22 protein-coding genes and 4 tRNA genes are annotated in these 18,361 nt (G+C 47.2%); 19 read left to right on the top strand and 7 right to left on the bottom strand.

Annotation, left to right across the window (positions count from 1 at the left end):
* Positions 1 to 29 precede the first annotated feature (29 nt).
* From N7386_RS06020 to N7386_RS06075, 12 genes are all read left to right on the top strand, one after another.
* Positions 30 to 983, top strand: coding sequence for a DUF523 and DUF1722 domain-containing protein (locus tag N7386_RS06020; RefSeq protein ID WP_011625604.1), 954 nt, complete (start codon positions 30 to 32; stop codon positions 981 to 983).
* A 74-nt stretch (positions 984 to 1,057) separates the two neighbouring features.
* Positions 1,058 to 2,131 carry a MerR family transcriptional regulator gene (locus tag N7386_RS06025; RefSeq protein ID WP_279767451.1) on the top strand — a complete coding sequence of 358 codons (1,074 nt, stop codon included), beginning with the start codon at positions 1,058 to 1,060 and terminating at the stop codon, positions 2,129 to 2,131.
* Entirely contained in the window at positions 2,121 to 3,602 is a 1,482-nt protein-coding gene (gene phrB, locus N7386_RS06030) for a deoxyribodipyrimidine photo-lyase (RefSeq protein ID WP_279767453.1), read from the top strand. Before N7386_RS06025 ends, phrB begins: the two co-directional genes overlap by 11 nt.
* Positions 3,603 to 3,647: 45 nt before the next feature.
* Positions 3,648 to 4,094, top strand: a complete 447-nt coding sequence (locus N7386_RS06035) for a nuclear transport factor 2 family protein (RefSeq protein WP_279767455.1) — start codon at positions 3,648 to 3,650, stop codon at positions 4,092 to 4,094.
* Entirely contained in the window at positions 4,094 to 4,894 is an 801-nt protein-coding gene (locus N7386_RS06040; RefSeq protein WP_279767457.1) for an SDR family NAD(P)-dependent oxidoreductase, read from the top strand. Before N7386_RS06035 ends, N7386_RS06040 begins: the two co-directional genes overlap by 1 nt.
* Entirely contained in the window at positions 4,891 to 6,141 is a 1,251-nt protein-coding gene (locus N7386_RS06045; protein ID WP_279767459.1) for an FAD-dependent oxidoreductase, read from the top strand. Before N7386_RS06040 ends, N7386_RS06045 begins: the two co-directional genes overlap by 4 nt.
* On the top strand, positions 6,138 to 6,929 hold the full coding sequence (locus tag N7386_RS06050; RefSeq protein WP_279767461.1) for a DUF1365 domain-containing protein: 792 nt from the start codon (positions 6,138 to 6,140) through the stop codon (positions 6,927 to 6,929). Before N7386_RS06045 ends, N7386_RS06050 begins: the two co-directional genes overlap by 4 nt.
* A gap of 1 nt (position 6,930) precedes the next feature.
* Positions 6,931 to 8,187 carry a cyclopropane-fatty-acyl-phospholipid synthase family protein gene (locus N7386_RS06055; RefSeq protein ID WP_086903185.1) on the top strand — a complete coding sequence of 419 codons (1,257 nt, stop codon included), beginning with the start codon at positions 6,931 to 6,933 and terminating at the stop codon, positions 8,185 to 8,187.
* Positions 8,188 to 8,199: 12 nt separating this feature from the next.
* On the top strand, positions 8,200 to 8,742 hold the full coding sequence (locus tag N7386_RS06060) for a DUF2878 domain-containing protein (RefSeq protein ID WP_086903186.1): 543 nt from the start codon (positions 8,200 to 8,202) through the stop codon (positions 8,740 to 8,742).
* Between the two features lie 54 nt (positions 8,743 to 8,796).
* A complete protein-coding gene (locus tag N7386_RS06065) occupies positions 8,797 to 9,369 on the top strand; it encodes a chalcone isomerase family protein (RefSeq protein ID WP_086903187.1) in 573 nt (190 codons plus the stop codon).
* Positions 9,357 to 9,905 (top strand): DUF3833 domain-containing protein, encoded by a 549-nt coding sequence (locus tag N7386_RS06070; protein ID WP_086903188.1) that lies wholly within the window; start codon positions 9,357 to 9,359, stop codon positions 9,903 to 9,905. The genes N7386_RS06065 and N7386_RS06070 overlap by 13 nt, the downstream gene beginning before the upstream one ends.
* 76 nt (positions 9,906 to 9,981) lie before the next feature.
* A complete protein-coding gene (locus N7386_RS06075) occupies positions 9,982 to 10,161 on the top strand; it encodes a hypothetical protein (RefSeq protein WP_164717927.1) in 180 nt (59 codons plus the stop codon).
* A gap of 120 nt (positions 10,162 to 10,281) precedes the next feature.
* On the opposite strand, the gene N7386_RS06080 is transcribed toward N7386_RS06075, so the two are convergent.
* Complete coding sequence (locus N7386_RS06080; protein WP_011621963.1) at positions 10,282 to 10,626, bottom strand: DUF3634 family protein; 345 nt, start codon at positions 10,624 to 10,626, stop codon at positions 10,282 to 10,284.
* A gap of 153 nt (positions 10,627 to 10,779) precedes the next feature.
* Between N7386_RS06080 and N7386_RS06085 the strand changes: the two genes are divergently transcribed.
* The gene (locus N7386_RS06085; RefSeq protein ID WP_011625617.1) at positions 10,780 to 10,965 is read left to right on the top strand and encodes a hypothetical protein; all 186 of its coding nucleotides are present in this window, start codon (positions 10,780 to 10,782) and stop codon (positions 10,963 to 10,965) included.
* Positions 10,966 to 11,329: 364 nt separating this feature from the next.
* Here the strand turns inward: N7386_RS06085 and N7386_RS06090 are convergent.
* The 4 genes from N7386_RS06090 to N7386_RS06105 form a co-directional block, all read right to left on the bottom strand.
* A tRNA-Thr gene (locus tag N7386_RS06090) sits at positions 11,330 to 11,405 on the bottom strand.
* Positions 11,406 to 11,411: 6 nt separating this feature from the next.
* Positions 11,412 to 11,487 (bottom strand) — tRNA-Phe (locus N7386_RS06095).
* Between the two features lie 464 nt (positions 11,488 to 11,951).
* Positions 11,952 to 12,027, bottom strand: a tRNA-Thr gene (locus N7386_RS06100).
* Positions 12,028 to 12,033: 6 nt separating this feature from the next.
* Positions 12,034 to 12,109 (bottom strand) — tRNA-Phe (locus N7386_RS06105).
* Between the two features lie 388 nt (positions 12,110 to 12,497).
* Here N7386_RS06105 and N7386_RS06110 point away from each other — a divergent pair.
* Positions 12,498 to 13,049, top strand: a complete 552-nt coding sequence (locus N7386_RS06110; protein ID WP_011716271.1) for a cytochrome b — start codon at positions 12,498 to 12,500, stop codon at positions 13,047 to 13,049.
* A 4-nt stretch (positions 13,050 to 13,053) separates the two neighbouring features.
* Positions 13,054 to 13,629: a YceI family protein gene (locus tag N7386_RS06115; protein ID WP_011716272.1), complete on the top strand. Its 576-nt coding sequence runs from the start codon at positions 13,054 to 13,056 to the stop codon at positions 13,627 to 13,629.
* 84 nt (positions 13,630 to 13,713) lie between these two features.
* Here the strand turns inward: N7386_RS06115 and N7386_RS06120 are convergent, their stop codons facing one another.
* Positions 13,714 to 13,992, bottom strand: a complete 279-nt coding sequence (locus tag N7386_RS06120) for an oxidative damage protection protein (protein WP_011621967.1) — start codon at positions 13,990 to 13,992, stop codon at positions 13,714 to 13,716.
* 9 nt (positions 13,993 to 14,001) lie between these two features.
* Positions 14,002 to 15,120, bottom strand: a complete 1,119-nt coding sequence (gene mutY / locus N7386_RS06125; RefSeq protein WP_011716273.1) for an A/G-specific adenine glycosylase — start codon at positions 15,118 to 15,120, stop codon at positions 14,002 to 14,004.
* A 179-nt stretch (positions 15,121 to 15,299) separates the two neighbouring features.
* Here mutY and trmB point away from each other — a divergent pair, with 179 nt between their 5' ends.
* The 4 genes from trmB to N7386_RS06145 all read left to right on the top strand — a co-directional run bounded on the left by trmB (position 15,300) and on the right by N7386_RS06145 (position 18,302).
* Entirely contained in the window at positions 15,300 to 16,016 is a 717-nt protein-coding gene (gene trmB / locus N7386_RS06130) for a tRNA (guanosine(46)-N7)-methyltransferase TrmB (protein ID WP_011621969.1), read from the top strand.
* A gap of 45 nt (positions 16,017 to 16,061) precedes the next feature.
* Positions 16,062 to 16,388, top strand: coding sequence for a YggL family protein (locus N7386_RS06135; protein ID WP_011621970.1), 327 nt, complete (start codon positions 16,062 to 16,064; stop codon positions 16,386 to 16,388).
* Positions 16,388 to 17,302, top strand: coding sequence for a glutaminase B (gene glsB, locus N7386_RS06140; RefSeq protein WP_011621971.1), 915 nt, complete (start codon positions 16,388 to 16,390; stop codon positions 17,300 to 17,302). Before N7386_RS06135 ends, glsB begins: the two co-directional genes overlap by 1 nt.
* A gap of 178 nt (positions 17,303 to 17,480) precedes the next feature.
* Entirely contained in the window at positions 17,481 to 18,302 is an 822-nt protein-coding gene (locus N7386_RS06145; RefSeq protein WP_126512742.1) for a YggN family protein, read from the top strand.
* Positions 18,303 to 18,361: the final 59 nt, after the last annotated feature.

Consider the following 18,361-nt stretch of genomic DNA (forward strand, 5'->3'; position numbering starts at 1 on the left):
TTATTCAAAGTGATACAAGGAATAGCATTATGTACAAGTTTAATCCGCAGCGAATTCAAATTGGGATCAGTGCCTGCCTATTAGGGGAGAAGGTGCGCTTTGACGGTGGGCATAAAAATTCTTCCTATTGTAATCAAGAGATTGCGCCATTTTTTGATTATGTCCCCTTGTGTCCAGAAATGGCGATTGGCCTAGGTGCACCGCGAAAAAGCATTCGATTAGTGCGCGATGGTGAGCAGATCCGAGTGCAGAGCGGTGATGGCAGCTTAGATGTCACCGACAAACTCAATCGCTTTAGCGAGCAAAAGGTTGAGGAATTAGGCTTTTTAGGCGGTTACTTACTCTGTGCCAAATCGCCGACCTGCGGTATGGAACGGGTGACTGAGTACAAAATCGGTACCAATAATGGCACTAAATCAGGCATTGGGGTGTTTGCCCGTAAATTAATGGAACGCTATCCCTATCTCCCCGTCGAGGAAGAAGGTCGCCTGCACGATATGGTGCTGCGGGAAAACTTTTTTACCCGAGTCTATGCCTATCACGACTGGCATAAGATGTGTCATGAGGGCCTAACCAAGCACAAGTTAGTGAAGTTTCACTCCCGCTATAAGTATCTGTTGATGGCCCATAGCCCAAAATGGTACCGCGAGCTTGGGCCGATTGTGGCCAATATTGAAGACTTAGATCAAACCGCCGAGCGCTATTTTGCGGGCTTTATGACCGCCTTAAAAATCAATGCAACTCGTCGAAACCATACCAGCACCTTACAACATATTCAGGGCTATTTTAAAAAGCATTTGAATAAGGAACAGAAGTTAGAACTGTCTGAAATGATTATGAAATATCGCCAAGGACTTCTCCCTTTGCTGGTGCCTATCACTTTGATTAACCACTATTTGCGCCAATTCCCCACCCCCTATATTGAGGATCAAGTGTACTTAAATCCCCATCCCGAGGAATTAAAGCTGCGCTATGCCTATTAATCACAGTCAGCTGGCGAAAATACGCACTTGAACGATTAGATAATGCATTAAGATTAACGAGTTAAGTGATTAACATGAAACAACATGATTCAAAGGTTGAGGCCGAAAACCTCGAGAGTCGCGAGCTACTCCCGATAGGGGAAGTGTCGCTACTCACAGGGGTTAACGCGGTAACGTTAAGAGCATGGCAACGGCGCTTTGGGCTGGTCATCCCTGCGCGTACGCCTAAGGGCCATAGGTTATACACTCCTGAAAATATTCAACAAATCCATGAGATCAATGCATGGTTAGCCAAGGGCGTCGCCATCAGTAAGGTTAAACCGTTACTGATGAGTTCGGCGCTTGCGACCGAAGCCGATAGCACCCCATTGCAAGAGGGGGATTTGTGGCTGGAGCTGATCACAGCTTTAAATAGCGCGCTGTTTGAACTGGAACAACCAAAGCTGCACCAAATCCTTGATGAAGCCCTTGGCTTATATCCCTTTCAATTAGTGAAACAAAAATTGTTACTGGCTTGGATGGCGCAGTTACCTGCTTTGCTTGAGCCTCGTTTAGATGCCGAGCTGTTGCTTGCATGGCTAGAAAGCGAGTTAGCCAGTCGCATCGGAGGGCGCGCCAGTTTTGCTGGGCAGGCCAGTTTGGCGCAAATCGGTGTCGTGTGTTTGCCATCTATCCAAGGGCAAAAAACGGCAGAGCTGCACGCGGGTCATTCGAACATGATTCACTCGAGCGCAAGCAACTCAAGCACAAGCAACTTGAGTATGACTAATCGCTTGTATAGCCTGGTTTTACGCTTAGAACTTGCCGAGTTAAGAGTGTCAGTCATTGATCTTGGTGTACTCGACACTACAAGCCTTGGGCTTATCAATAATCGGCTCAAGGTGGACGCTCTCTTGCTAGTGCCTGAGGCGAATCATCCACCATCGAAAATCTTCGAGCTGCAAAGCTTGCTCGAGCAAATGCCACTTTCCTGTTATCTCATCGGCCCCTTTGCACCGACTCTCACGGCCTTATTAGCGTTTATGGCGCCAGACTTGGCTGAATGGGTTAGCCAAGTTTCGGCGGCAAAAGAGCAACAGAAGAAACAGCTACGTAAGAACAAAAACGCGGTCGAAGCGGAGCAAGGAGGGCAAGCCGATGAGCGATAATCAATCCCAAGCGGCAAAGCACGCGTTGATGTGGTTTCGCCAGGATCTGCGCCTAACGGATAACCAAGCGCTGACGGCAGCCTGTGATTGGGTGCGGCAAGTGCCGGGCGCAAAACTCAGGGCGATTTATATTGCGACTCCGAGCCAGTGGCTCAGCCACGATATGGCGCCGATCCAGATTGATTTTATCCAGCGGCATGTGAATTTGCTCGCCCAAGGACTCGCAAGCCTAGGGATTGAATTTGAGCTTATTCAACTCGATAGCTTTAAAGAGGTGCCCGCTTTTTTAGCGAGTTACTGTGAAAAGCTTGGGGTTGAACGGGTGTTCGCGGGGCGAGAACCCGAAATCAACGAGCAAAAGCGCGACCAAGCCTGTCTCGATGCGGGTATTCCCTTGGTGCTCAGCGACGAACACTGCCTATTACCGCCGGGCACAGTGCTTAACTTAAGCGGTGATATGTATAAGGTGTTCACGCCCTTTAGCCGTAAGTGGCGAGAAGTTGCCGCCAAACGCGCCATTTTGCCGCTTGCTGTACCTGCGCTGCTTGGACCTATGTTACCTGAACCAAAGCCAATCAGTTTTAAAAAACGTTTTACATCCACTAGCAAGCTAACCTCGAGCGAGCAATGGGCGGCGGGAGAGGGGCAGGCAAAGCGTATTCTTACCGCATTTATTCAGCAAAAAGCCCAAGACTATAAACAGGACAGAGACTTTCCTGCTCTAGAGGGGACTAGCGTTATCTCCCCTTATTTGGCGCTGGGCGTGCTCAGTCCAAGGCAATGTATCGCGGCGCTGCTTGGGCGTTTTCCCGAGGTGATTGTCGATGATACTAGCCCAGGGCGAACCTGGTTGAATGAGCTGATTTGGCGGGAGTTTTATCGCCATTTGTTAGTCGCTTTTCCAGATTTATCCAAGGGGCACAACTTTAATCGTCAGGCCGACCATGTGCAGTGGCGCAACAACCAAGCTGAGTTTTTGGCATGGTGCGAGGGCAAAACGGGTTACCCGATTGTAGATGCAGCGATGCGCCAGCTCAATCAAACCGGCTGGATGCACAATCGACTGCGCATGGTGGTGGCGAGCTTTTTAACCAAACACTTGCTTATCGATTGGCGCTGGGGGGAACGCTATTTCCGACAGCATCTTATCGACGGCGATCTGGCGGCTAATAACGGTGGCTGGCAATGGTCGGCAGGCTGTGGCTGCGATGCCCAGCCTTATTTCCGCATTTTTAATCCTATCAGCCAGAGCGAAAAGTTTGATCCAGATGGCAGCTTTATCCGTAAGTACTTACCAGAGCTGGCATCTTGGGGAATCAAGCGTTTGCACCAACCCAATATGCAAAAAACGCCTTCGTTATTTGAGGTGCCAACGCTGGAGTCTGACTCGGCTTATCCCTATGCAATTGTGGAGCACAATGCGGCAAGGGCGAGGGCGCTAGCGGTACTTGGGGTGCTGAAAAAGGCCTAGGCCATAGGCTCAACCTTACAACTTATCCCTTAGGGAGTTATCTGGATGATAAACCAAGCGAAGATTGAACAGAGCGGTGTGGTTGATGAGTTTATCGCGCTCTATCAAGCATTAAACAAGGACAATCTGCATCTGCTGGCTCAGGTCTACGATGACAATATTTGTTTTATCGATCCTATGCATCAAGTGAATGGTTTAACTGCCTTGACTGAGTATTTTGCCAAACTCTACAAAAACGTTGGCTACATTCACTTTGAAATCAAAGAAGTATTGCAAGATGACTTCCAAGCTTCGCTATTCTGGCAGATGCAATATCGCCATCCCAAGTTAAACAAGGGCGAACTTATCCGGGTCGATGGTATGAGTCAGCTTAAGTTTCATCAGCGGATTTACTTTCATCGGGATTATTTCGACTTAGGGCAAATGTTGTATGAGCATTTGCCCTGCATGGGCGGTCTGATTCGACTGCTTAAAGACAGGGCGGCAAAGTGATGACATCGGTGCAGATCCACAAAATCAACACTGTGCTGATCACTGGGGCAAGCTCGGGTATTGGGCTGCAATTAGCCAAGGATTATCTCGCCGCTGGCTGGCATGTGATTGCCTGCGGGAGAGATAAAGCCAAGCTCGATGCCCTTGCCGAAACAGTGCTGATTGGGGCGACGTGCATCAGCTTTGATATTAATGAGCGCAGCCAAGTCCAAGAGAATGCTCTCCGTATCAAAGATTTACTGACTCAGTGCGCCTGTCAGCTGGATTTAGTGATCCTCAATGCGGGTGGCTGCGAGTATATCGATGACGCTAAACACTTCGACGACAGATTGTTTGAGCGTGTCGTGCACACCAATCTGATAGCCATGGGCTACTGCCTTGGCGCGTTTTTACCCTTAATGCCAAGAGGCGCGCGCTTGGCACTGATGAGTTCGAGCGCGACGTATTTAGCCTTTCCCCGTGCGGAGGCCTATGGCGCTTCCAAAGCGGGCGTGCAGTACTTAGCCGCCAGCCTGAGGCTCGACCTTGCTCAACACGGGATATCTGTGAGTGTGATTTGCCCAGGATTTGTGGCGACGCCTCTAACGGCCAAGAATGATTTTGCCATGCCGATGCAAGTCGATGTAAAGGCGGCGTCAACGGCAATTCGCCGCGGGCTTTCGCGCGGCGGAGCCGAGATCCATTTCCCCAAACGATTTACTTATTTATTGAAATTGATGTCATTTCTACCAGCCTTGGTTTGGCAAAAAATGATCCAACGGGATAACCAGCCGAAGGCGCTTAAGGATGCAGGACGATGAAAAATATTGCCATTGTAGGGACGGGAATTTCAGGGCTGACCTGTGGCTATCTACTCAGCCAATCCCACAAGGTTACTGTGTTTGAGGCCAATGACTATATAGGCGGCCATACCGCGACCGTGGATGTGGAGCATCTTGGTAAACACTATGCGATAGACACTGGGTTTATCGTGTTTAACGACCGAACCTATCCCCGTTTTGAACGGCTGTTAGCCCGTTTAAATGTCAGTATTTTGCCGACCGAAATGAGTTTTAGTGTGCATAACGCCCTGACGGGGCTTGAGTACAATGGCCATAACGTTGCCAGTTTGTTTGCCCAAAAGCGTAACCTCCTGAATCCGCGCTTTTGGGCCTTTTTAAATGAAATTGTGCGGTTTAATAAAAGCTGTAAGGCGATTTACCAACAGGATAATTACCCCGCTGGCAACTTGGGGGCGTTTCTCGACCGCGAGCAGTTTTCCGGCTTTTTTGCCGAGCATTATATTTTGCCCATGGGGGCGGCAATTTGGTCATCGAGCATTGAAGATATGCGCGCCTTTTCGCTGCGCTTCTTTATCCGTTTCTTTGAGCACCATGGCTTACTAAACGTCAGTAACAGGCCGCAATGGTATGTGCTCAAGGGCGGATCACGTAGTTATGTCCCTGATTTAATTACACCCTTTAAAGACAATCTGCATTTAAACAGCCCAGTGAGTGCCATCGAACGCCATGCTGACGGTGTAAAACTGTATGTGAATGGTGAGTGGCAGGTATTCGATGAGGTGATCCTTGCGTGTCATAGCGACCAAGCGCTTAAGATGTTAACCGATGCCAGCTCGGCCGAAAAAGCGATTCTGAGTGACTTGCAGTATCAAAATAATGAGGTGGTTTTACATACGGATACCAACCTTTTACCTAAGCGCAAGGCGGCATGGGCCAGCTGGAATTATCGTTTGGATGGCAATCAAAAACGCCCCGCCTCTGTGACTTACAATATGAATATTCTGCAGCGCTTACCTAGCGACGCACCAACCTTTTGCGTAACGCTCAATCAGACTGAGCTGATTGATGAAGCCAAAATTCTGCGCCGTTTTAACTATGCCCACCCTGTGTTTAATGAGCAGAGTTTACAGGCGCAGGCGCGTCGGGAAGAAATCTCGGGGCAAAACCATACCCATTTTGCCGGCGCCTATTGGCACAATGGTTTCCATGAGGACGGTGTCCGCAGCGCCTTAGATGTGTGTGCCCACTTTGGAGTGACGCTATGAGTGAGCTCAATAGCGGTATTTACTACGGCAGCGTGACCCATAGTCGCTATACGCCAGTAAAACATCACTTTAGCTACCAAATGGCTTTGTTGGCGATTGATTTAGACGAGGTCGATAGCATCAGTGCTATGGGGCGCAGTTTCGCCAGTCAGCGGCGCGCGCTACTCAGATTTAATCCCAAGGATTATCTTCGCAGTTTTACGACAAGGGATAACCAGAGTCGGCAGCTTGAGATAAACGAACCCAGCAGCTTTGCCCTTAAGCAACGGGTGCTTGAGCAAGTTGCTGAGTTAGGCGGTCACCAGGCCTGCGACAGAGTGCTATTTGTTGGGCAAATCCGTCACTTTGGCGTGTACTTCAGCCCAGTGAATTTTTACTTTTGTTATCAAGCACAACAGCCTTTATATATGCTTGCCGAAGTGAGCAATACCCCGTGGGACCAACGCCACTGTTATTTAGTGGATTTATCCGCCCCTAAAACCACGGATAAAGTGTTTCACGTTTCGCCTTTTATGAACCTCGATATGCGCTACCAGTGGCATGTTGAACCGCCCGCTGAACGCTTAAACATTGGCATCGAGAATCTACCGAATCAGACGGGTAAGCGTTTGTTCAATGCCAGCCTATCGATGACTCGCCAAGCTATCAATGCTCAATCCCTTCGTGCCTTGTTGTTTCGCTTTCCATTTATGTCGCTGAAAATTTTCGGCGGGATTTATTGGCAGGCGTTAAAGCTGTTCTTTAAGCGCGTACCTTTTGTGCCACATCCAGCCCAAGTGGAGAAATAAGATGGAAAACACTGCATCGCAATCTTCTGTTATTACGGCAAAATTGCCTGACAGTCTGGCCCGTAAGCTACTGCTCAAAGCATTAGAAAATCTCCCCCACGGCTGTTTAACCTTAGTGGAGGGCGACAAGAGCTATCGCTTTGGTGAGCATCACAGTGATTTACATGCCACCCTGGTGGTGAAGCATCCGAGCTTCTATCGCCAAGCGATGTTTTCGGGCTCCATTGGCGCCGGTGAAAGCTATATCCAAGGTCATTGGACTAGCCCGGATCTCACTAAGGTGGTGCAACTGTTTGCCCGCAATCTCCCCTTGCTCGATAAGATTGAGGCGAAATTCGGTTGGCTGACTGGATCGGTTAACCGTATGAAACATTTGCTGAATCGCAACTCACAGCAGGGTTCTAAACGTAATATCTTGGCCCATTACGACTTAGGTAATGCCTTGTATGAGCAGTTTTTAGATCGCGAAATGTTGTACTCCAGCGCTCTTTATCCCGATAGCGCAGCGAGTCTAGAGCAGGCGCAGCTGCATAAACTGAAAACCATTTGTGAGCGGCTCGACCTACAACCTGGGCAGACCTTACTCGAAATCGGAACGGGGTGGGGTGCCTTAGCCATTTACGCCGCCAAGCATTATGGCGTGCACGTGACGACCACAACGATTTCGGATGCGCAATATGCTTACGCGAAAGCGCGAGTCGAACGGGAAGGCTTAAGCGATAGCATCACCTTATTGACTGAGGATTACCGTAATCTCGGCGGCACCTACGACAGACTAGTGTCTATCGAGATGATTGAAGCCGTTGGCCATGAGTACCTGCCGGGGTTCTTTAAAAAGCTCGAGTCCTTACTCAAACCCCATGGCCGCATGTTATTGCAGGCTATCACTATCGCCGATCAACGTTACGACAGTTATCGCAAAGGTGTTGATTTTATTCAGCGATATATTTTCCCTGGCGGTTGCTTGCCTTCGGTTCACCAAATGGTTGGACACTTGGCCAAGCGCACCGATATGCAGGTGTGGTCGATTGATGATATGGGCCTCGATTATGCCAAGACGCTGAGGGACTGGCATAACAATTTCGACCGCGCCATTGAGCAAGTGCAAGCCCTTGGCTATGGCGACGATTTTATCCGCATGTGGAAGTTTTACTTAAGCTATTGCGAAGGAGGCTTTTTAGAGCGTACCACGAGCACAGTGCATTTGGTTGCGGTGCGCCCAGACTACCGTTTGCCGAATGCGGTGAGCGGTAACTAAGGTGGTGATGAGATGTCCTCTATGGCGGGAAACATACTCAATATCTCAAAATATCAGGGCTTTATACTCTATAACAGCTTGAGTTTTCAGTGTGTGTGGTGGACTGGCGTGTTGTTCGGCAATCGCGCGCTGTTACTGAGTATCCCTCTGTTAGTGCTGCATTTTATATTACTGCCGCGAGTGGAAACCGCCGCTATCCCGCGGGACTTAAGCGCAATGCTTAAGATTGGGTTACTCGGTATGGCGGTTGATAGCCTGCTAACGTTGGCTAGTGTATTTGAATTTTCCGCTTTTCCCGCTTGGTTGGCGTGTCTCTGGTTGCATTTTGCGTTGAGTTTGCACCATAGCCTTAAGCTTATCCGCGCCTTTGCGATCGTATTACAAGCCATTCTAGGGGCAATCTTCGGCAGCCTGAGTTACTTGGCTGGGGCCGCATTTCATGCCGTGAGCCTTCCCTATGGTGAGGGCGTGTCTGCGGTGTTTCTCGCGATTATTTGGGCTGTGTTATTGCCTCTTTTCATCAAACTCTCGCGCAGCCATAGGTCTATGGGATGAGCTATCTAGGCGCGTTTATATCGTCGTTAATCTTTGTCTTGCTGGAGAAATCTGATGCTTCATCTTTCATCCATATTGTCAGTGATGTTGTTAAAAAAGCGATATCTCGGCGCCCTGTGTGGATTAATGCTGCCAGTCGCAGGATATAGCGCCACGCCAGCGGCCATCGAAAAGACTATGACCTCAGGGCTGGTTGAGGTTGGCCGAGGTGAGATGGATTGGCTCTGGTTTAATGTCTATAAAGCCAAGCTGATGACCACTACGGGGAAGTACCAGAGTGGGATTTATCCGCAGTTATTAGACATTGAATATTATCGTGATATTGAGGCGAATGATCTGTTAGAGGCGACGGCAGATCAGTGGCGACACTTAGGTTACACCAAGGATGAAATTGCCAATTGGCTGCAATTACTCAAGGGAATTTGGCCTAATGTTGTGCCTGGCGATCATTTAAGTTTCAAACTCATCGATGCGCAGCGCAGTCAGTTCTTTTTCAATGGTCAGCCGCTTGGCGTTATCGAAGAGCCTAAATTAGCCGAAGCATTTCTGGCGATTTGGTTATCGACCAATACCAGCAGGCCAACCTTAAGGGCGCAATTATTAGGAGAAAAATCATGCGATTGCTAAAGCTTAACTGGGGTAAGTCTGTTGTCTTAGGGTTGTTGATGGTCAGCCTTTTGTCTAGCTGTTCTAGTGTCGATGTAAGTGATTATCAAGGCACCAATCCCCCCTTAGTGTTAGAAAGCTTCTTTAATGGCCCGCTTAAGGCATCGGGCATTGTTGAGAACTTCAGTGGCAAAGTGATACGTCGGTTTAATGTGACTATGGAGGCGAGTTGGCAGGGGACGGAAGGCACCATCAAAGAGTGGTTTGTCTATGATGATGGTGAAACCCAAACTCGTATTTGGCGCATTAAATCCCAAGGGGAAGGGCAATACACTGGCAGGGCTGACGATATTATCGGTACTGCGGAAGGGAAGGCGAGCGGCAGTGCGCTGCGTTGGCGTTACGATATGCTACTGCCCGTAGATGGTGATGAATACCAAGTGCACTTTGATGATTGGATGTACTTAGTGAATGACAATACCATTATTAACCAAAGCGATATTATTAAATGGGGCGTCACTGTTGCCAAAGTGACCTTAGTGATCCAAAAGCATTAACGGTATAGCCTAACTAATAATTTTTCGTTTATTACAGCAGGCTGACAAAACACTTCAATCCTGCATGGCTAAGTCGATGAAAAATTATTGGATGTTAATGCTGGTATTCGTAAGTCTGTCTTTAATGGCCTGTTCGAATATCGATTTTCAATTTGAAGGTCAGTCAGATGAGCAAGTCGACCCTAATCAACCAACAAGCGATCCTATGGTGCAGGATAATGAGCGCCGCGTTCGTGATGCCCGTGAAGATGGATGACTAGAGCCAAAGAGGTGGTTTAAATTCTAGAGCCCGCTTAAATACTAACGTTGGGTTAATCTAGCGAGAGGGCGATGTTTTCAGCCCTTACTGAAAAATAAGGGCTGAACGTCAGAAGGATTAACCCGCTTGGCGACTATTGTCGACCGCCTTTTTGTCGTAATACTCGAAGGGAAATTGGTTACGGATCCGCTGCTGTAGGTTGTCATTCACATTGGCTGAAATATGCAGACGCACGCCGGAGTTTTTTTCTGCTCTAATAGTGCAAGTCAGCTTTTCCGCTTTGGCCAGCTGGCGGCATTCGCGCTCGAAACGCTCGGGGATTTTGCCTTTATGTTGAGTCATGCGGCCATCTTTAAAATGCATTTCAAAAATAGTCAGTCCCTTCTTACCAGCAAAGATCAGCTTATAAACCAGAAACAAACCAATCGCGATAAAAACGAGCTTTAAAATAGTGGCTGTCATAATGCCTCCTCTCTTATGTTTATAGGACAAAGATACTCTGGAGTTATGGCTTTTAACAGTGCGCTAACACGCAATTTTAATTTGGCAAAGGTATGATTCTGGCCTAGTCTTAGTCTACTAAGGAAATGTACTCCCTCAGTTAAGGAAAACGCCATGTACTTATCGAATGCTGACCGTTGGTCTTTATTGTGCAAAAAACAAATTGATATTATTGATAAATTGTCTGCACAGTTCCCAGAACGAAAAGAACCGCTTAATGAGTTGACCCATGGTTGGCGGCATTTGCAACATCAAGTGCAGGCGGGGGATAGGCCGATAGTGCATGAGCAGATAAAGTAAATTGTCAAAATGACAGAAACAAAAGCCACTCATCGAGTGGCTTCGTTGTTTTAATGGTGCTAGCACTAAGAGTCGAGTTTGGGAGCGACTGTGATTATCGAGAGTAAGTCAGTTGCCACACGTTATCGATTCTGTGACTTTTACTCAAAAATCAAGTTCAAAATACGGATACAAAAAAGCCACTCATTGAGTGGCTTCGTTGTTTTTAATGGTGCCAGCACTAAGAGTCGAGTTTGGGAGCGACTGTGATTATCGAGAGTAAGTCAGTTGCTCTGGGCTGTCGATGCTGTGACTTTTACTCAACATTCAGGTTCAAAATACGGATACAAAAAAGCCACTCATTGAGTGGCTTGATTGTTTTTTATGGTGCCGGCACCAAGAGTCGAACTCGGGACCTACTGATTACAAGTCAGTTGCTCTACCAACTGAGCTATGCCGGCGAATGGTGGTGCCCGAACCCGGAATCGAACCAGGGACACGAGGATTTTCAATCCTCTGCTCTACCGACTGAGCTATTCGGGCAACTAAACTAAGCGTTAGTTAACTACTTCAAACCGAGTGCTTAACACCCCATTTGTTCGAAGTGCGCGTATCATATAGTGCTCGCTTTCACTGTGCAAGTCCTTTTAATTCGACTGACCAAGTATTAAACAAAAAGTGCCTTAATTAAGGCTTTATAGAGATGCGAATGGTTTACTTGGTCGAACTATCAATGGGTTAATTCGATTTAGTGGTGGGATAAATGAGTAAAAGGGCAGTGGATGACTGGGAATTTTAAATATTCACAGTGCTAAGGACTAAGCTGTTAATCAGTATTTTGTTTATATGGCGTCATGCCCAAGAACCGAACTTAAGCACTGTGTAAATGATTGATAGCTGGTTAGTCGTAATGTAGTTGCATTGAACATCGAACATTGAAGGAGTTTGAATTCATCCAAATCCCAGAAACAAAAAAGCCACTCAGTGAGTGGCTTTTTTGTTTCTTATGGTGCCGGCACCAAGAGTCGAACTCGGGACCTACTGATTACAAGTCAGTTGCTCTACCAACTGAGCTATGCCGGCGAATGGTGGTGCCCGAACCCGGAATCGAACCAGGGACACGAGGATTTTCAATCCTCTGCTCTACCGACTGAGCTATTCGGGCAACTAAACTAAGCGTTAGTTGACTACTTTAAACCGACAACTTAATGCTGCCTCGTTCGAAGTGCGGCTATATTAACGAGGGTGTTTATCCTCTGCAAGTGCTTTTTCCTGATAAATGATGTGTTCGACTGTTTAATGTGCACTTTGGCTGTTTTTTATCTATAAACCAGTTGGGAATGAGCCTTTTTGATGCCTCAAAGTTGTATTTCCAGCCGCGTGAGTGACCCGTTTAAGCCCCACAATCAGCGTTAATACCATAATAGCGTTAATCTTTCTGAATTTTAGAAAGATATGAGCGATTTTTACTGATTTTAGTTTTTAATTTTCGTTTTATGATAATGACTATTATTTGATTGTGCGACTTAAGTGCAGAGGTGTGGGGTAGCTATATGTTTAGAAATACTAAGTTGAATTATGGACTTATTGCTATTGCCAGCCATTGGCTAAGTGCGGTTGTGGTGATTGGACTCTTTGCCGTCGGTGTGTGGATGGTGGAATTGACCTACTACAGTGCATGGTACAAAACGGCGCCACATTGGCATAAAAGCATTGGAGTTTTGCTGCTGGCGGTAACCCTGTTTCGTTTAGTTTGGCGTTTGGTTAATCCAAAGCCCGCTCCTGAGCAAAATCACCAGACATGGGAAAAGGTTAGCGCCCACATTGCCCATGGCGCGATTTACCTCTTATTACTAGTGATTATGGCCGCAGGTATTTTGATTTCGACGGCAGAGGGCCGTGGAATTATGGTGTTTGACTGGTTTGAGTTACCCGGCCTAACGCCACTGATTGAAAATCAGGCTGATATCGCGGGGGATATTCATCAATATGCCGCCTACAGCTTGATTGCTCTGGTTTTACTGCATGCGTTAGGCGCGTTAAAGCACCATTTTATCGATAAAGATTCAACACTACTCAAGATGATTAAATTTAACCGAGGATAATATAATGAAAAAACAACTATTAGCTGCTTTGATTGGTGGGTCTTTACTGGCTCCAATGGCTGCATCTGCCGCCGATTATGTAATTGACCGCGAAGGTGCTCATGCATCTATTACCTTTAAAGTAAGTCACTTAGGTTATAGCTATGTCGTCGGTCGTTTTAACGATTTCAGCGGTGATTTCAGCTACGACGCTAAAAATCCAACGGCAGCTAAAGTGAATGTTAAAGTGAACACCTTAAGCGTTGACTCTAACCATGCCGAGCGTGATAAGCACATCCGTAGTGGCGATTTTTTGAATACTGCTAAATTTGCAGAAGCGACTTTCGTTTCGACCTCGGTTGAAGACAAAGGCAATGGCGATATGGTTATCACAGGTAACTTCACGCTAAACGGTGTGACTAAACCGTTGGCAATCCAAGCGCATGCTGTGGGCGAAGGTCAAGATCCTTGGGGCGGATACCGTGCAGGTTTTACCGGTACTACCACGTTTGCGATGAAAGATTACGGTATCAAGATGGATTTAGGCCCAGCGTCTGCCAATGTTGAGTTAGATTTAGTGGTAGAAGGCGTGCGTAAGTAAGCTTAACGCTACTGAGCTGCATTTATCAGCGAATAAAAAAGCGCCTTTGGGCGCTTTTTTGCTTTTATGGATAGGCGCTTAGGCTTATTCCTGACCCTTTTCAGGCACAAAACCTTCAATTTCCACGTCTTTACCTTCGAAGAGGAAAGAGGTCATTTGTTCTTCCAAAAATTTACGATCATCAACATTCATCATGTTGAGCTTCTTTTCGTTGATCAGCATGGTCTGCTTTTTCTGCCATAGGCCCCAAGCTTCTTTACTGACGTTATCGAAAATACGTTTACCTAAATCACCTGGATACAGTTGAAAGTCTAGGCCGTCGGCTTCTTTGTTTAAATATACGCAATTGACTGTACGCGCCATGATTATTCCTTACTGACTGTCGAGGTTGCTAGCAATAGCTACGAGTGATCCCAAGTTGGCCAACACGCGCTCGGTTGCGGAGGCGAGTCCCACTTTGGAAGGTTGATTGATGTTATACCAGAGAGACTGGTTTTGTTCCATGACTGCGCCCACGCTCTGCATACCCAAGGTTTGCTTGTCGTAGCCATTTGCTTGGCTATCTAAATTCAGTAGCATGGGCTGAATATCTAAATGGAAATGGCTAAAGGTATGCCTAAAACCGATTAATGGTTCGAGTTGTGCGGCGTGATAACCCTGGGCCTCAAGCTCTGCATTGAGTGCGGCTTGAGTACTAAATTCGGGGAAGCACCAGAGTCCGCCCCAAATGCCGGCAGGAGGGCGCTTAGCCAAGAAGACTTGGTTATCTTTGAGTAAAACCAACATCCAAGCGGCTTTCTCTGGGATAGTTTTCTTAGGCTTTTTACCGGGGAACTCAGTTTGTCTTCCCATTAATTGAGCTTTGCAATCAATAGCCACTGGGCAAGCGGCACAATTGGGTTTGCTGCGAGTACAAATACTGGCACCAATATCCATCATGGCTTGGTTATATTTTTGAATATCCTGCTCTGGCGTTAACTGCTCGGTTAATTGCCAGAGTTGTTCTTCCACAGGTTTTTGACCGGGCCAGCCCGCAATCGCGCCATGTCTTGCTAATACGCGCTTAACATTGCCATCAAGGATCGGATGATGTTGCCCAAGTGATAGGGATAACACTGCACCTGCTGTCGAGCGGCCAATACCTGGCAGCGCTAACACTTGCTCAAAGTCTGTTGGAAATTGCCCCTGATACAGATCGCGAACCATCTTAGCGGCTTTATGTAGATTGCGAGCTCTGGCGTAATAACCAAGCCCAGTCCAATGATGCAGTACTTCATCATCCGGCGCGTTAGCGAGGGCTAACACATCGGGGAAACGTGCCATAAAACGCTGGTAATAGGGGATTACAGTCGCTACCTGAGTTTGTTGCAACATAATCTCTGAAACCCATACGCGATATGGGGTTTTATCTTGCTGCCAAGGGAGGGTTTTACGACCGTGGGTGTCGTACCAATTAACGATACGTGTAGCAAAGGAGGCTGTAGATTTCATCGGCGCAGTGTAGCGGGAGATTGGTTGGCAAACAAGTAACACCCCATCGAAAAATCGGCCTAGATTCGCTCTCTAGGATAATCTTGTTATACTTCGCCTCCATTAGTGCTTGCACTGTAAGTTGAACTTTGGATAATGCCCTTCTTTTTAGATGGTGTTGTCCACGAGACGAGGCAAAAATGAGCGAAGTCACTACCGCTGAATTTAATGAAGAAGGCAAGTATCTGCGTAAGATCAGAAGCTTTGTCCTAAGAGAAGGTCGTTTGACTAAAGGTCAAGCGCAAGCCATTGAGACTCAGTGGCCAACAATGGGCTTAGATTACAGCCCAACACCATTAAACCTGACCGAAGTGTTTGGTCGCGAAGCCGATACCGTACTGGAAATTGGTTTCGGCATGGGCGCCTCTTTAGTACAAATGGCGCAAGAAGCTCCAGAGCAGAACTTTATCGGTATTGAAGTCCATAAGCCTGGCGTGGGTTCATGCTTAAGTGACGCTGCCGCTGCTGGGGTGACTAATCTTCGCGTGTATCACCATGATGCAATGGAAGTGTTAGAACATGCTATCGCCGATGGCAGTCTTGCTCGCGTGCAGTTGTTCTTCCCCGATCCTTGGCATAAAAAGCGCCACCACAAGCGCCGTATCGTGCAGGCCGAATTTGCTGAGCTTATCCGCCGCAAACTAAAGATTGGCGGCGTGTTCCATATGGCAACCGACTGGGAAAACTACAGCGAGCATATGCTGGAAGTGATGAATGCGGCCAATGGTTACAAAAACCAATCCGCCGATGGTACCGTGGTGCCGCGCCCAGATCATCGCCCACTGACTAAATTTGAAGCCCGCGGTCATCGCCTCGGCCATGGTGTGTGGGATCTGATGTTTGAGCGTATCGCTTAACATCTTTTATGGATTTTATTTTTTAACACAACGGGGAAAATCACTATGGCAAAGAATCGTAGCCGTCGTTTACGTAAGAAAATGCGCGTTGATGAATTCCAAGAGTTAGGTTTTGACATTACTTGGACCTTCGATGCATCTGTCTCTGAAGCCGATATTGATGCAACAGTCGATAAGTTTATCGATGAAGTCATTGAAGCCCGTAAGTTAGGTTTCCACGGCGGTGGTCATATCGAGTGGGAAGGTATTATTGCTACCCAAACTATCGGTAAGTGTACCGAAGAAGATGTTGCTGCAGTGAAGGCTTTCTGGGCGGGTCAAAAAGTGACTCAACTTGAAGTTAGCGATCTGTACGATATCTGGTGGAGTTAATGCCAGAACAGGCGTTATTAGAGGAAGTGGTCGACAAAGTTCGGCCCTTGCTCGGCCAAGGAAAGGTTGCTAATTATATCCCTGCGCTCGCCAATGTTGATGCTGGTAAACTGGGCATTGCTGTGACCACAATTGACGGTGAAACCATAGGCGCAGGCGATTACCTTGAGCCATTTTCAATTCAAAGTATTTCTAAAGTTTTCAGCTTAACCTTAGCGCTAACTTTATATGAAGAAACCGAAATTTGGAGCCGCGTCGGTAAAGAACCCTCGGGACACTCCTTCAATTCACTAGTCCAAGTTGAACTCGAGCGGGGTAAACCTCGCAATCCCTTTATTAATGCTGGCGCGTTAGTTATCGCTGACTTATTACAGAGCCGTTTAGGGGCGCCTAAGCATCGGATGTTGGAATTGGTCAGGGCGCTGAGTCAAAACGATAAAGTCTGTTTCGACAAGCAAGTGGCGGATTCTGAATATCAGCATAGTGCTCGCAATGCGGCCATCGCTTATCTGATGAAATCCTTCGGTAATTTTCAAGGCGATGTCGATACAGTGCTGCGCACTTATTTTCATTATTGCGCCTTAAAAATGAATTGCGCCGACCTATCGCGGGCGATGTTGTACTTAGCCAACCGTGGTAAAACCTTAGATGGCACTGAACTTATTTCGCAGGTGCAGACTCGGCAATTAAATGCCCTGTTAGCAACCTCAGGCTTGTATGACGGCGCAGGTGAGTTTGCCTATCGTGTTGGTATGCCTGGTAAAAGCGGTGTTGGCGGCGGCATTATTGCGGTGATCCCCGGGGAACTCTCGGTCTGCGTTTGGTCACCCGAATTAGACAATCAAGGTAACTCCCTCGCAGGGACGGCGATGCTTGAGCATCTCAGCCAGCGTCTCGGACGTTCAATCTTCTGATTTAACTCTTTTATTAGCACTGTTAGGCTAAATATTAGTGAAATTCACTAATCTGCTCTCGGTGCTAATTTTTATAACTTCATACTAATCATATTGTTACAAAGTTGGCACATCTTCTGCTATTCATCTTTTAGCATGTTAGCTTAGTCGAATTCCTCAGATTAAAGGATGAACAACAATGAAGATAAATACACTATTAACCGGAGTGGCATTATCGGGTGTTATTTTAAGCGCTTCTGGCTTGCAATCAGCACAAGCGAAAACCGAGCCGCAAATCGATGAGCGCTGTGAGGTTTCTCTTAACTATGATGTGAGAGTCGAACCGAAAAAATTAGTGATGAGCGAGAAGGGCGCTGAGAAGTATCGCATCGAGGTCGACAAGTTATACGTTGAAGGCAAGCAGGTAACCTTAACCGACAAACAGAAAAAGCTCGTGAGCCAGTATGCCGATGAGGTGTCGACTCAGGTTCCTGAGGTCATTGAATTAGTCAACGAAGCGGTTGCATTGGCCTCTCAAGCTGTGAGTATGGCCTTAACACCACTGATGGGCGATGCGGCAGGCGCTAAGTTTGATGAGATGATGGCGGGAGTGCAGAAGCGTGTTGATACCGTAGCCTACAAGCAGGGCGATAGTTTTTACCTTGGTGCGACTGAAGAGTCGATGCAAAACACCTTTAACGACGAATTTGATAAGGAAATGGAGCAAATCGTGCAAAACTCCATTGGCACTCTAATGATGAATATCGGCAGCCAAATCCTTGCGGGCGACGGTGAGTCCTTCGAAGCTAAGATGGACGCATTCTCACAAAAAATGGATAGATTAGGCGATGATATTGAGCAGCAAATTGAATCCCAATCTAAGGGGATTGAAGCGAAAGCCGACCGTTTATGTGACCGTTTTGAAAACCTGCTGGTGCTTGAGAATCAACTGCGTAAAGAAGTGCCAGAGTTAGCGCCCTATGTGTTGACTCAAAACACTCACCATGAATTACGTGAATAGTGCTCGGCAGAGTAGCTTAAAACCAACACTGGTTGGAGTCAGGTAATGCCGAGCTAACT

Source organism: Shewanella sp. GD04112, from assembly GCF_029835735.1.
In the GTDB taxonomy this organism is placed as follows: domain Bacteria; phylum Pseudomonadota; class Gammaproteobacteria; order Enterobacterales; family Shewanellaceae; genus Shewanella.

Coding starts and splice junctions, on each gene's coding strand:
- N7386_RS06020 (WP_011625604.1), top strand. CDS start 30: ATGTACAAGTTTAATCCGCAGCGAATTCAAATTGGGATCAGTGCCTGC.
- N7386_RS06025 (WP_279767451.1), top strand. CDS start 1,058: ATGAAACAACATGATTCAAAGGTTGAGGCCGAAAACCTCGAGAGTCGC.
- phrB (WP_279767453.1), top strand. CDS start 2,121: ATGAGCGATAATCAATCCCAAGCGGCAAAGCACGCGTTGATGTGGTTT.
- N7386_RS06035 (WP_279767455.1), top strand. CDS start 3,648: ATGATAAACCAAGCGAAGATTGAACAGAGCGGTGTGGTTGATGAGTTT.
- N7386_RS06040 (WP_279767457.1), top strand. CDS start 4,094: ATGACATCGGTGCAGATCCACAAAATCAACACTGTGCTGATCACTGGG.
- N7386_RS06045 (WP_279767459.1), top strand. CDS start 4,891: ATGAAAAATATTGCCATTGTAGGGACGGGAATTTCAGGGCTGACCTGT.
- N7386_RS06050 (WP_279767461.1), top strand. CDS start 6,138: ATGAGTGAGCTCAATAGCGGTATTTACTACGGCAGCGTGACCCATAGT.
- N7386_RS06055 (WP_086903185.1), top strand. CDS start 6,931: ATGGAAAACACTGCATCGCAATCTTCTGTTATTACGGCAAAATTGCCT.
- N7386_RS06060 (WP_086903186.1), top strand. CDS start 8,200: ATGTCCTCTATGGCGGGAAACATACTCAATATCTCAAAATATCAGGGC.
- N7386_RS06065 (WP_086903187.1), top strand. CDS start 8,797: ATGCTTCATCTTTCATCCATATTGTCAGTGATGTTGTTAAAAAAGCGA.
- N7386_RS06070 (WP_086903188.1), top strand. CDS start 9,357: ATGCGATTGCTAAAGCTTAACTGGGGTAAGTCTGTTGTCTTAGGGTTG.
- N7386_RS06075 (WP_164717927.1), top strand. CDS start 9,982: ATGAAAAATTATTGGATGTTAATGCTGGTATTCGTAAGTCTGTCTTTA.
- N7386_RS06080 (WP_011621963.1), bottom strand. CDS start 10,626: ATGACAGCCACTATTTTAAAGCTCGTTTTTATCGCGATTGGTTTGTTT.
- N7386_RS06085 (WP_011625617.1), top strand. CDS start 10,780: ATGTACTTATCGAATGCTGACCGTTGGTCTTTATTGTGCAAAAAACAA.
- N7386_RS06110 (WP_011716271.1), top strand. CDS start 12,498: ATGTTTAGAAATACTAAGTTGAATTATGGACTTATTGCTATTGCCAGC.
- N7386_RS06115 (WP_011716272.1), top strand. CDS start 13,054: ATGAAAAAACAACTATTAGCTGCTTTGATTGGTGGGTCTTTACTGGCT.
- N7386_RS06120 (WP_011621967.1), bottom strand. CDS start 13,992: ATGGCGCGTACAGTCAATTGCGTATATTTAAACAAAGAAGCCGACGGC.
- mutY (WP_011716273.1), bottom strand. CDS start 15,120: ATGAAATCTACAGCCTCCTTTGCTACACGTATCGTTAATTGGTACGAC.
- trmB (WP_011621969.1), top strand. CDS start 15,300: ATGAGCGAAGTCACTACCGCTGAATTTAATGAAGAAGGCAAGTATCTG.
- N7386_RS06135 (WP_011621970.1), top strand. CDS start 16,062: ATGGCAAAGAATCGTAGCCGTCGTTTACGTAAGAAAATGCGCGTTGAT.
- glsB (WP_011621971.1), top strand. CDS start 16,388: ATGCCAGAACAGGCGTTATTAGAGGAAGTGGTCGACAAAGTTCGGCCC.
- N7386_RS06145 (WP_126512742.1), top strand. CDS start 17,481: ATGAAGATAAATACACTATTAACCGGAGTGGCATTATCGGGTGTTATT.